This window comes from Corynebacterium sputi DSM 45148 (assembly GCF_000427865.1).
GTDB lineage: Bacteria > Actinomycetota > Actinomycetes > Mycobacteriales > Mycobacteriaceae > Corynebacterium > Corynebacterium sputi.
In genome coordinates this window covers 161,425-171,997 of record NZ_ATYV01000005.1, presented here as the reverse complement: position 1 = coordinate 171,997, position 10,573 = coordinate 161,425, and the positions used below count along the sequence as shown (strand labels likewise).

The window sequence follows — 10,573 nt, the reverse complement described above, 5'->3', positions numbered from 1 at the left end:
ACTACCGGAAAACCGGAAGTTCGCTGGCCTACCAGGACTCGAACCTAGAACGACGGTACCAGAAACCGCTGTGTTGCCAATTACACCATAGGCCATCGCAGATGGAGCAGTGTACGTCTGCGCACCGCTCCGTGCAACGGGAGTAACTATAAGTCGATTCGAGGCTCACGCACAAATCCGCATGTCAGAGCCCTAAACCGCCCGGAATCCCGGTTCCTTATTCAGGTTCCGGGCTCCTGCACTCCCCGAGTCTTACTGGGCAGCCGGGAAGGGTGTGACCTCACGGGCGGCACGCAGGCGGGACAGCGTCCGCTCCTTGCCCAACAGCTCCATGGACTCGAACAGCGGCGGGGAGACCTGCGCGCCGGAAACAGCCACTCGCACAGCGCCGAAGGCCTTGCGCGGCTTCAGTTCCATGTCCTCGATAAGAGCCTTGGTGAGGCCTTCCTCGATCGTGGCGGTGACGAAGGAGTCCTCGTCGATGCCTTCGACAACGGCAATGGAAGAGTCCAGAACCGGGACAGCATCTTCCTTAAGGTTCTTGCGTGCAGCCTTCTCGTCGAGGGAGAACTCGGACTCGTCGATAACGAGGAACTTCAGCAGATCCCATGCGTCGCCGAGGGTCTTGATTCGGGTCTGCACCAGGTCCGCAGCGAAGGCGAAGTCCTTCTGCGGGTAGTCGGTCGGGAATTCGCGGTAGGTCTCCAGGTAGGTCCGCAGACGGGCTGCGAAGTCAGCCGGTTCCAGCAGTCGGATGTGATCGGCATTGATCGCGTCGGCCTTCTTCTGGTCGAAGCGGGCCGGGTTGGAATTCACGTCGTGGATATCGAAGGCCTTCACCATCTCGTCCATCGAGAAGATCTCGTTATCTGCGGAGATCGACCAACCGAGCAGCGCCAGGTAGTTCAGCAGGCCCTCGGGGATGAAGCCGTTGTCGCGGTGGATGAAGAGATCCGACTCCGGGTCACGCTTGGAGAGCTTCTTGTTGCCCTCACCCATGACGAACGGAAGGTGTCCGAACTGGGGCACTTCCTTGGCGACACCGATGCGCACGAGTGCTTCATACAGTGCGATCTGGCGAGGGGTGGAGGACAGCAGATCTTCGCCGCGCAGGACGTGGGTGATCTCCATCAGGGCGTCGTCGACCGGGTTTACCAGCGTGTACAGCGGCTCACCATTGGAACGGGCGATGACGAAGTCCGGAACTGAACCAGCCTTGAACTCGACGCGTCCACGGACAAGGTCTTCGAAAGCGATGTCGTGATCTGGCATGCGCACGCGGATGACAGGCTTGCGGCCTTCTGCACGGAACGCTTCCTTCTGCTCTTCGGTGAGGTCGCGGTCGAAGTTGTCGTAGCCGAGCTGCGTGCTCTCACCCTTTGCCTTGCGGCGCTCTTCGACCTCTTCCTTGGTGGAGAAGTCCTCGTACGCCTCGCCTGCTTCTAGGAGCTTCGACAGAACGTCCTGGTACAGGTCTTTGCGCTGCGACTGACGGTACGGCTCGTGCGGACCGCCAACGTTGATTCCCTCGTCCCAATCCAGGCCGAGCCACCCCAGGGCGTCAATGATCGCCTGGTAGGACTCCTCAGAGTCACGGGCAGCGTCGGTGTCCTCGATGCGGAACACCAGCTTTCCACCGGTGTGGCGGGCGTAGGCCCAGTTGAACAAAGCGGTTCGGATCAAGCCCACGTGGGGCGTTCCGGTGGGCGAAGGGCAAAAGCGTACGCGAACGTCAGACATGCTTTCCGACGATACCCGCACCACCCCTGTCCCACCTCGCAAGGTCAGCGTTCGCCCGAGCCCGCTAGCCCATCCACTCCGCCGATACGTGGGCGTTGTAGCCGCTGGCGAAGAGCGAATGGATCCACTTCTCTAAGGGAGCATCTCCTGTGCCTGGCGCCCCTCGGCCTGGGAAGTCTGCGATTTGCACGTGGTCCGGCAGGGGAACGATTCGCTTCTCGACGTCTCCAAGCCACTTCTCCACGTCTACCTCTAGTGCGGCGAAATGGAAAAAGTCGGCGAGCACTCCGACGCCGGTTGCGTCGGAAAGCTCCACAGCAGTCCACGGGTCCCGCACCGGCAGATCAGGATTTCCCGACAGCGGTTCAATCAATGGCAGCACCCCGTTTTGCCCAAGCCGGGTGACGATTGCCCCCAATCGATCGACCTGCTGTGGCAGCAGTTCCGGCCCGCCGGCCCCGGGCAACGTATTGCAGAACCGCAAGGTCCCAGTGGCCTCTGCGATCCTGGCGACTGTATCTAGATGTCCCGCTTGCAATTCCTCCCGATGGAGAACGCCCCTCTCGCCTGCCGCCATATCGCCTCCCCAGAGGTTGAGGGCGATGAGGGATAAGGAGGCGTCGTCAAGCGCCTGAAGAAACGCATCCACCTCCGCTCGCGTGGGCACCGGAGTACGGAAGGGCCACCAATACTCCACATTCCGGTACCCGGCATCGCGGGCCGCACGAGCGGCCTCAAACGGCGCGGTGCCCGGGTACAGAGTGGAGCAGTTGGCGACATCCGTCATCAGCGTGCGCTGCGAATTTTCCATGGCTGAATTCTATCGTCCGCCCACATGCTTGGATGGGAACATGAACGACACTGCGAAGCCCCACGCCATCATCACCGGAGGAAGTGCGGGCATCGGCCGCGCTGCCGCCTACGCCCTCGTTCGCGACGGTTGGACGGTGACTGTCTGCGGCCGAGGTGAAGAAGCCTTGGCCGAAACGGCCGCTGATCCACGCGCTGCCGGCGCTGTTGACTGGGCCGTCTGCGACATCACTGACGAGGCCGCTATCGCCTCGCTTTTCGACTTCTCCCTCGAGCGCAACGGCCACATCGACCTCGTTGTCGCCAACGCAGGAATGCCCGGACCCACCGAGGAATTCGGGGACGTGGACGTAGAGCAGTACCGCACCACTGTGGACGTGAACCTCACCGGAACATTCTTGACGTGCAGAGAGGCTTTCCGACGTATGAAAATCGCTGGTGGCGGCCGGATCATCGTCAATGCATCGATCGCGGCGCAGGTGCCCCGTCCTCGGTCTGTGGCGTACGCGTCCACTAAGTCCGCCCTGGTGGGACTCACGAAGGTGCTGTCACTCGACGGACGCGCTAACGGCATCACCTGCGGGCGTATCGACATCGGCAATGCTGCAACCGAACTACTCGCCGGTTTCGGCGTGGGCGAGGGTGCCCTACAGGCGAACGGCTCCAGGCTCGTCGAGCCGACCTGCGACGTGGACGACGCCGCAAAGGCAATTGCCTTCATGGCATCACTGCCGCCGGAGGCCACTGTCGACGAACTAACAGTGAGCGCCTCCGGCATGCCCTTTATCGGGCGCGGCTGATCTCAGAGGGCTCAGCCTCTGTGGCGAGATCCTGACCGGTGTCCGCCGGCAGAAGACTCTCTGGGATCTTCGCCTCCAGCACTTCCTCGCGGGTGAGGTGTCCGCCGGTGATCAGCACATCGGCGACGAACGCTGCTTGATCCTCGGGCAAAGGAATCCTGCGCTTCTCACTGAGGATCTCGGTGAGACGATTTGGGTCTTCACCAAGAGCGCGCCAGACCAATGCAGTGGCAATCGCGGCAAGTGCGATACCGCGCGGCTCGCGCACCGAGATGCCACCACGGACCCGACGCGGACGGGAACTGCCGGTCGCCTGTTCAGCGTGGGACCGGTTCGCCTCCCGAGACTTACGCTTACGGCAGTGCAGGGACTGCTGCCCAATACCGGCGATTGAACCGTCAATGTTCTCAATGACAGTGGTGAACGGGATGTTGCTGAATCCGTCGGTCTCAATCTCTTCGCGGATCTGCTCGATGATCTCGTCATCAATATCCACGATTGCCTTGGCACCGGAGCGGCCAGGGTTGAGGTACTGGAAGGTACCGGTCCTCGTCCATGCCTCGTACTGCGGTCCGAGGCGCTTCATCACCAAGGTGCCGAAGATCGCATCGGTCATGGAGAACAAGGTGCCGCCGAACGCTGCGCCATGCATGTTCCGGTTAAAGAACTGCAGGTTGAGGTGCGCCTCCGCGTGCGACCAGTCATCGCTGATGTTGCGGACACGCACTCCAGCGCTGCCTAGCGGGGGGAACAGAGTCATTCCGAAGGCGAGCATCTTCGGACTCCGCGCGAACCTCTTAAACAGATAGTCCGAAATTTTTCCTGCCATGAGTCGGCTTTCCTTTCGTACCTGCGGCCCGGTTACGGGTTGGGCTGCTCCGCAAAGAACTCTTCCTCGATCTGAGCGAGATCCCATCCAAGAGCGGATTTCGCCTTTCGCACCTCAGGACTACGGCCGACGGTGGTAACACCAACGACAGAATCGTTACCAGTGACTCCACCGAGGGTGAAGACGATGAGTTCGTCTCCATCCTGCTTCACGACGAGTTCCTTCCGACCCTCACCGACACCACTGAATCCGGCGATGTTGATCATTGCGCCGAGCTGACGGGACCAGCCGCGAACCGGTTCAGCGTGGAAGCTACCGGTTTCGCCACCAGCGAGCAGGGTGCCCACGATATCGCCGAGACGACGCGCTGACCCTTCGTCTTCGATCAATGGCACTGCAGCATCAGCAGCACCGAATTCCACGCAGTCACCGACAGCGAAGAATCCCTCAGCGGAGGTGCGACCACGGTCGTCCACCAGGACACCGCGGTTCACGTCGATGCCAGCCTTCTCGGCGAGAGAGGTGTTGCGCTCAACACCGACTGCGACGATGACGAGCTTCGGATCGAGCTCCTCGATCGCTGCGGTCATGTCCGAATCATCCAGGCCCGAGAGGATCGCGACGCCCTCACCGGTGTGCCGCTCAACCAACCACGCAGACGCAGCCTTCGGCAGCACGCGGCTGCAAACAGTCTTCTCGCGCTCGAGCACGGTCACCGAAGCCTCGGAGACCGAACGGGAAGCCGCTGCAGCTTCCAGCCCGAGGAGTCCGCCGCCGATTACGACGACGTTGTCGTCTGCGGAGAGGCCCGACAGGACCTCACGTACTGCAATAGCGTCATCGGGCTCACGCACGTAGCGCACGTCGCGGCCTGCGAAGTACGGGGCATCAATGACCCTGGGGCGGGCGCCGGTGGCCAGAACCACTGCGTCGTAAACCTCAGTGGCACCGTCCTCGAGCTGGACCTCACGGCGCTCGAGGTTCAATGCGGCCACAGGGGTCGCAGCGTGGAACGTCACTCCGGGGTGGCCGAACGGCGTTGCCTTGTGCTGGACGTCGTCCGCTGACTTGCCGTCGATCAGGATGTCCTTGTTCACCGCCGGACGGCGGTACGGACGGTGCCGCTCAGCCGAGTAGACGTCGACAGTGAGCTCGTCCTTCTCCCCGAGTGCGGAGGTCAATGCTGACAGCACTGAGTGTGCTGCAACTCCGCCGCCGACGATCGCGATTTTCTGGACCATCTCTCCTGGTTGCCTTTCGTTTAACGCCCTAGGACGCTTGCGTCCCCTGCTGAGGGGAGCTGTATTGATTAGCGCTTGATCTCGACCATGTCGAAGTCAGCCTTCTTGGCACCACAGTCCGGGCACTCCCAGTCATCAGGGATGTCGTCCCAACGGGTGCCGGGCTCGAAACCTTCTTCAGCGTCCCCCAAGGCCTCGTCGTAGATGTAGCCGCACTGAGCGCATTCCCAAACCTTGTAGTCCATGTGTGTCCTTTCGAGCGATACTTCTTAGTGACTCATAACTATCTAAACATCAAAATTGGGTGACCCGTGCACTTTTGCACGAGTCACCCAACTCAGGGAGCCTGCCCGGGGCTCCTACAAGACGATCACAAAGTCAGCCTTGTCACGGACTCCACAGTCAGGGCAGAACCAGTCTTCCGGAACGTCGGTGTCCCAGTCGAGGCCTGGCTTGAAACCTTCGGCCGGATCGCCGACTGAGGTGTCGAGGCTGTAATCACAGAGGGGGCAGTCGTACTTCGCCATGTGGTGTATCTCGCTTATCGCTTCAGAGTGTCAGTGAAGGTTTCGAACTTGACCCATTCGCCGTCCTCGCCCTTGTAGCGGTTGTTCGGGCGAGGAATCTCATGGGTCGAGGGTGCTCCCGGTCCACGGATCAGTCCGACTAGTCCCGGAAGGATGAAGAACAGGCTGGCGAAGGCCAAAATCGGAGATGCCAAAGCCATCCAGCTTTCAGCCGATCCAAACCAGCCAAGCAGGCCAGCGTAACCGATAAGTCCGAGGACCAAGGGGATGAGTCCGACAACCAGAGAGATGGTGCACCAGGTGTAGTGCGCCTTCGGGTTGGTCTGCTTATGTGCTGCGACAGCCTCATCGAGCTGCACATTCTTGGTGGAAGTCATGACTCTATGCTCCGTTCTGAGCGGCGCCGGCCCACTTTGCGCGCATCTTCTCAACCTTGGACGGCTGAACGTTGGCGCGCTCGATGTCACCGCGGTAGTGCTACATCAGTCGCTTGTCCATGACGGCGAACCAGAGCGGCGGCACCATGGCTGTAGCGATCATCGTCGCGTAGCCGGCAGGCAACTCCGGGGCGTAGACGTCCGAGCGGAGCGACTGGTAGCGGCGGGTCGGGTTCGCGTGGTGGTCCGAGTGACGCTGGAGCTGGTACAGGAAGATGTTGGTGACGAAGTTGTCAGAGTTCCAGGAGTGCTCCGGGCCACAACGCTCGTAGCGACCGTTCGGCATCTTCTGACGAAGAAGACCGTAGTGCTCGAGGTAGTTAACGACCTCCAGGAGCATGATTCCCAGGACAGCCTGGATCAGCATGTACGGCAGGGCGCCAATGCCGAAGACAATCAGGATTACGGCCCAGAGACCGACGGTGACGAGCCATGCGTTCAGAACATCATTGCTCAGGCTCCACTGGGACTTGCCCTGACGGGCCAGGCGCTTCTTCTCGATGTTCCATGCACGGGGGATCTGGTAAGGGATGGAACGGATCAGGTAGGAGTAAACGTTCTCGCCCATACGGGAGCTCACCGGATCCTCCGGGGTAGCAACCTGCACGTGGTGGCCCTTGTTGTGCTCGATGAGGAAGTGACCGTATGCGGGCACTGCCAGGGTGAGCTTTCCGAGCCAACGCTCCAGCTCTGCCTTCTTGTGGCCGAGCTCGTGGGCAGCGACGATGCCGATGCCGGAGGTCATACCCATCGACCAAGCGAGGCCGATCTTGTCGTAGACCGTCAGTTCAGCGACACCGATCGGGTTGCTAGAAGTCCACAGGTACGCGCTAAGGATCAGGCTGGCGAACATCAGCGGGAAGTAGAGGAAACTGACGATGCGGTAGAACTTCGTCTCTTCCAACCACGGGACGAATTCCTCCGGAACGTTCTCACCGTCGCGGCCGAGAACGAAGTCGCCGATCGGAATCAGAACGAAAACTGCGATGGGTCCGACCCACCACATAGCGTGAATCATCCACGCCCATGTTTCAATGGCGGTGAACCAAGAGTTCAGTCCCCAGATGATGAGCGGAATGGCCGCGGGCACCATACTGAGGAGCCATGCGTACTTCTTGCGGTCGGTCCACTCTTTAGGCAGCGCTGCGGCGCCCTCAGAGCCGGAAACAGCTGAGCCGCTTGATCCTGGACGTTCACGTGTAGTCATTGTGAATTCCCCTTCTCTTACGAGTTCCCACTGAGCGCGAGAACAACCTGTACAGCTGTCACGTCGTGATCGCGGTCACATCGTATGACTTTTATATCCAAAATCCAACCTATTTGGTTAAAAAAACACAGCTTTAGGGTTATTCCTTTCTGGTTTATGTCGTGACAGCTTCTTAGATCCGTTGTGCCAGGCATGATTCGGGCAGGGATACCCGGATCGCTATGATTGAGAAGTACCCACGGAATGACGAAGGGCGGTGTGCTCATGAGCCAGAAGTTCAATCCGGGCGCCCCTGAGCCACAACGGCGGTCGTTCGACGGCCGTCCCGAGACCGCTCCAGACTTTCTCCTTTCGAGGTCCCACGGCTCTGTCCGCACTCAGGGCACCTTGGAGACCTACACCGATCCATGGCTCGCAGCGGAGCACCTACGTAGAGGTCGCCACCGGATGGTCGTGGGCGCATTACCGTTCGATACGGACGCTCCGGCTGCGTTGACGGTGCCCCGGCACATCACTTACAGCAACCATCCGCTGGAGCCACCAGCCCACTACCGCTGGAATTCTGCCGAGATCGCTGCACGGATCGTCGCGGAAATTCCTACCCCAAAAGACCACCGGAATCGCATTGATGCGGCCATCCGCACCATGGCGGTGACCGGACTGGACAAGGTAGTGCTGGCTCGCGCAGTAGATATCGCTTTTGATCCGCCAGTAGATCCGCTACTCCTAGCGGCACGCCTCATCGATGCATCCCCGAACCGCGATGGGTTCCTGGCAGACCTCTCCCCCGCCGGAGAGAAGTACAAGGGACAACTGCTCATCGGGTCCTCCCCGGAGATGCTCGTGCGTCGCAAGGGCAACGAAGTCGAGGCGTTCCCACTTGCAGGTTCGGCGCCTCGCCTGCGCGATCGAGCAGAAGACGAGGCCGCCGCGAACCGCTTGCTTCAGTCGAGAAAGAACAACGAAGAGCACGAGTTCGTTGTCGACGACATCGCCTTCAATCTCGAAGGACTCTGTTCCGACTTAGACGTTCCGGAATTCCCACAGTTGCTGTCGACATCCGAGATGCACCACCTGGGAACGCCCATCCGCGGCACGCTGAAAGACCCAGTGATCTCCGCGCTCGACCTGGCTCTGGCAGTGCATCCAACCCCAGCGATCTGCGGCACGCCCACCGAGTCCGCCATGGGCGTCATCAAGGCATGCGAAGAGGACCGCGGTTTCTACGCTGGCGCCGTCGGCTGGTGTAACAGTGACGGCGATGGGGAGTTCGTTGTCTCCATTAGGTGCACGGAAATCGCATCAGATGGCACTGCCGCGCGGGCTTGGGGTGGTGGCGGAATCGTCACCGACTCCAATTCCGAGGAAGAAGTCGCCGAAACTACGGCCAAGCTACGGACCGTACTCCGCGCGATGAACCTCTAGTCGAGACGCCACCAAACAAACGACAGCCGGCACCTCCCACCAGGGAAGATGCCGGCTGTACTGATTCACTGATCTACCGGTCAGGCACGCTCGACCGGGTTAGCCAAGGTGCCGATACCCGGGATCTCGATCGCAATGCGGTCGCCAGGGAACATCTCTGCGGTGCCGGCCGGGGAGCCCGTGCAGATGACGTCGCCCGGGAGCAGGGTGATTGACGCGGTGATGAATTCGATGATCTTCGGGATGTCCCAGATCATCTGGTCCGAGTTGGAGTCCTGCTTGGTCTCGGTGACGCCGTCATGCGTCAGGTGAGCCTTGATCGGCAGATCGTCATAGTCCAGTTCGGTCTGGATGTACGGTCCGAGCGGGCAGAAGGTGTCGATGCCCTTCGCACGGGCCCACTGGCCGTCGGCGAACTGCAGGTCACGCGATGAAACGTCGTTGACAATGGTGTAGCCCAGGATGACGTCTTCAGCGTTCTCGCGGGAGACCTTCTTGCAAGGCTTACCGATGACGATGGCCAACTCGCCCTCGAACTCCACCTTCGTGGCGAAATCCGGGATCTTGATGGCAGCCTCGGGACCAACCACGGCTGTCGGCGGCTTCAGGAACAGCGTCGGCGGAAGCTTCTCGCCGGAGGTCTTGAACACCTCCTTAACGTGGTCGGCGTAGTTACGGCCGATCGAGACGATCTTCGACGGCAGCACCGGAGACAGAACTCGGGTGTTCTCAGCGGTGAAAACTCGTCCGGTGGACGTGAAATCGCCGAAGGGGATGCCGTCGATCTCGTTGTACTTGACGTCGTCGCCGTCGCCTTCAACGGTCGCGAAACAAATGCCCTCAGGGTGGGCGATCCGAGCAATACGCATGGTAGTAAAGGCTACACTGCCTTGTTTTTGCTCTAACAACAGCCCCGGCCGTGCTTACTACTTCGGCAGCCCGTGGGAGTTCTGCGCGAGCCAGATCTCTGCGGCGGCGATGGCGTCGTTAAGCGCGTGGTGTGCTTTTGAGGGCGGTAGCCCGTAGTTCTCCAGCAACGTCCACAACCGCAACCCTTCGCGCGACGGTTCGCGATTCTTCGCCGTCATGGCCCGGTACTCGCGGTCCATTGTGTCATCGGCGGGGACGTCGAAACCTGCTCCGAAGTATTGCCGGCACGCCTTGTCGAGAAAACCGAGTTCCATTTTCGCGTAGTGCGCCAAGAGGGCTCTGCCCTTCAGCGCCTCCAGGACCTGCCCGACCGCGTCTTGGGGATCCGTCCCCATCGCGATCACGTCATCAGTGATGCCATGAACCGTGGCTGACTCCCCCACTGACTCATTACTGTCGTTCCACAGAATTACGTGACCGGCGCCAGCGAGGACGATCTCGTTATCGTCGACGGGCACCCATCCGATCGACAGCAGGCGATCCTTCGCCGGGTCCAGGCCAGTCGTCTCCACATCGACCGAGAGCCACCGCCGTGGCTGAACAGACGTGTCATACAGATCGGCTAAAGGACCTGTTGCTTTACGACGGTTAAGTCTCCTCCGCAACACCCCACTAACGCTCACGATC

The 10,573-nt window shown here is 60.6% G+C and carries 11 protein-coding genes, 1 tRNA gene and 1 pseudogene; 2 read left to right on the top strand and 11 right to left on the bottom strand.

The window, feature by feature from the left end; all coding sequences use genetic code 11:
- Nucleotides 1–23 precede the first annotated feature (23 nt).
- The 3 genes from YWU_RS0104640 to YWU_RS0104630 all read right to left on the bottom strand — a co-directional run bounded on the left by YWU_RS0104640 (nt 24) and on the right by YWU_RS0104630 (nt 2,551).
- Nucleotides 24–95 (bottom strand) — tRNA-Gln (locus tag YWU_RS0104640).
- Between the two features lie 157 nt (nt 96–252).
- Nucleotides 253–1,740 carry a glutamate--tRNA ligase gene (gene gltX / locus YWU_RS0104635; protein WP_027019543.1) on the bottom strand — a complete coding sequence of 496 codons (1,488 nt, stop codon included), beginning with the start codon at nt 1,738–1,740 and terminating at the stop codon, nt 253–255.
- A 64-nt stretch (nt 1,741–1,804) separates the two neighbouring features.
- A complete protein-coding gene (locus YWU_RS0104630; protein ID WP_027019542.1) occupies nt 1,805–2,551 on the bottom strand; it encodes a TIM barrel protein in 747 nt (248 codons plus the stop codon).
- Between the two features lie 40 nt (nt 2,552–2,591).
- Here YWU_RS0104630 and YWU_RS0104625 point away from each other — a divergent pair, with 40 nt between their 5' ends.
- Nucleotides 2,592–3,350, top strand: a complete 759-nt coding sequence (locus YWU_RS0104625; protein WP_027019541.1) for an SDR family oxidoreductase — start codon at nt 2,592–2,594, stop codon at nt 3,348–3,350.
- Here the strand turns inward: YWU_RS0104625 and YWU_RS15220 are convergent.
- The 6 genes and pseudogenes from YWU_RS15220 to YWU_RS15205 all read right to left on the bottom strand — a co-directional run bounded on the left by YWU_RS15220 (nt 3,334) and on the right by YWU_RS15205 (nt 7,591).
- Entirely contained in the window at nt 3,334–4,179 is an 846-nt protein-coding gene (locus tag YWU_RS15220) for a PaaI family thioesterase (protein ID WP_051260034.1), read from the bottom strand. The two genes, YWU_RS0104625 and YWU_RS15220, sit on opposite strands and share 17 nt — an antisense overlap.
- A gap of 32 nt (nt 4,180–4,211) precedes the next feature.
- The gene (locus YWU_RS15215; RefSeq protein ID WP_051260033.1) at nt 4,212–5,420 is read right to left on the bottom strand and encodes an NAD(P)/FAD-dependent oxidoreductase; all 1,209 of its coding nucleotides are present in this window, start codon (nt 5,418–5,420) and stop codon (nt 4,212–4,214) included.
- Nucleotides 5,421–5,488: 68 nt separating this feature from the next.
- A complete protein-coding gene (locus YWU_RS0104610; RefSeq protein WP_027019540.1) occupies nt 5,489–5,665 on the bottom strand; it encodes a rubredoxin in 177 nt (58 codons plus the stop codon).
- A 114-nt stretch (nt 5,666–5,779) separates the two neighbouring features.
- Nucleotides 5,780–5,947, bottom strand: coding sequence for a rubredoxin (locus tag YWU_RS0104605; RefSeq protein ID WP_027019539.1), 168 nt, complete (start codon nt 5,945–5,947; stop codon nt 5,780–5,782).
- A gap of 14 nt (nt 5,948–5,961) precedes the next feature.
- Nucleotides 5,962–6,324, bottom strand: a complete 363-nt coding sequence (locus tag YWU_RS15210) for a hypothetical protein (protein WP_034647046.1) — start codon at nt 6,322–6,324, stop codon at nt 5,962–5,964.
- A gap of 4 nt (nt 6,325–6,328) precedes the next feature.
- Nucleotides 6,329–7,591, bottom strand: a pseudogene (locus tag YWU_RS15205) (alkane 1-monooxygenase).
- A 264-nt stretch (nt 7,592–7,855) separates the two neighbouring features.
- On the opposite strand from YWU_RS15205, the gene YWU_RS15200 reads away from it, so the two are divergent.
- The gene (locus YWU_RS15200; protein ID WP_051260042.1) at nt 7,856–9,016 is read left to right on the top strand and encodes an isochorismate synthase; all 1,161 of its coding nucleotides are present in this window, start codon (nt 7,856–7,858) and stop codon (nt 9,014–9,016) included.
- A gap of 80 nt (nt 9,017–9,096) precedes the next feature.
- Here the strand turns inward: YWU_RS15200 and YWU_RS0104585 are convergent, their stop codons facing one another.
- Nucleotides 9,097–9,885, bottom strand: coding sequence for a fumarylacetoacetate hydrolase family protein (locus tag YWU_RS0104585; protein WP_027019538.1), 789 nt, complete (start codon nt 9,883–9,885; stop codon nt 9,097–9,099).
- Between the two features lie 57 nt (nt 9,886–9,942).
- Nucleotides 9,943–10,569 carry a 3'-5' exonuclease gene (locus tag YWU_RS0104580; RefSeq protein WP_240484052.1) on the bottom strand — a complete coding sequence of 209 codons (627 nt, stop codon included), beginning with the start codon at nt 10,567–10,569 and terminating at the stop codon, nt 9,943–9,945.
- Nucleotides 10,570–10,573: the final 4 nt, after the last annotated feature.

What these genes read in the sequence shown, in the direction of transcription:
- YWU_RS0104605 (WP_027019539.1), bottom strand. Translation starts at nt 5,947, where the DNA reads ATGGCGAAGTACGACTGCCCCCTCTGTGATTACAGCCTCGACACCTCA.
- YWU_RS0104610 (WP_027019540.1), bottom strand. Translation starts at nt 5,665, where the DNA reads ATGGACTACAAGGTTTGGGAATGCGCTCAGTGCGGCTACATCTACGAC.
- YWU_RS15215 (WP_051260033.1), bottom strand. Translation starts at nt 5,420, where the DNA reads ATGGTCCAGAAAATCGCGATCGTCGGCGGCGGAGTTGCAGCACACTCA.
- YWU_RS15220 (WP_051260034.1), bottom strand. Translation starts at nt 4,179, where the DNA reads ATGGCAGGAAAAATTTCGGACTATCTGTTTAAGAGGTTCGCGCGGAGT.
- YWU_RS0104625 (WP_027019541.1), top strand. Translation starts at nt 2,592, where the DNA reads ATGAACGACACTGCGAAGCCCCACGCCATCATCACCGGAGGAAGTGCG.
- gltX (WP_027019543.1), bottom strand. Translation starts at nt 1,740, where the DNA reads ATGTCTGACGTTCGCGTACGCTTTTGCCCTTCGCCCACCGGAACGCCC.
- YWU_RS15210 (WP_034647046.1), bottom strand. Translation starts at nt 6,324, where the DNA reads ATGACTTCCACCAAGAATGTGCAGCTCGATGAGGCTGTCGCAGCACAT.
- YWU_RS0104630 (WP_027019542.1), bottom strand. Translation starts at nt 2,551, where the DNA reads ATGGAAAATTCGCAGCGCACGCTGATGACGGATGTCGCCAACTGCTCC.
- YWU_RS15200 (WP_051260042.1), top strand. Translation starts at nt 7,856, where the DNA reads ATGAGCCAGAAGTTCAATCCGGGCGCCCCTGAGCCACAACGGCGGTCG.
- YWU_RS0104585 (WP_027019538.1), bottom strand. Translation starts at nt 9,885, where the DNA reads ATGCGTATTGCTCGGATCGCCCACCCTGAGGGCATTTGTTTCGCGACC.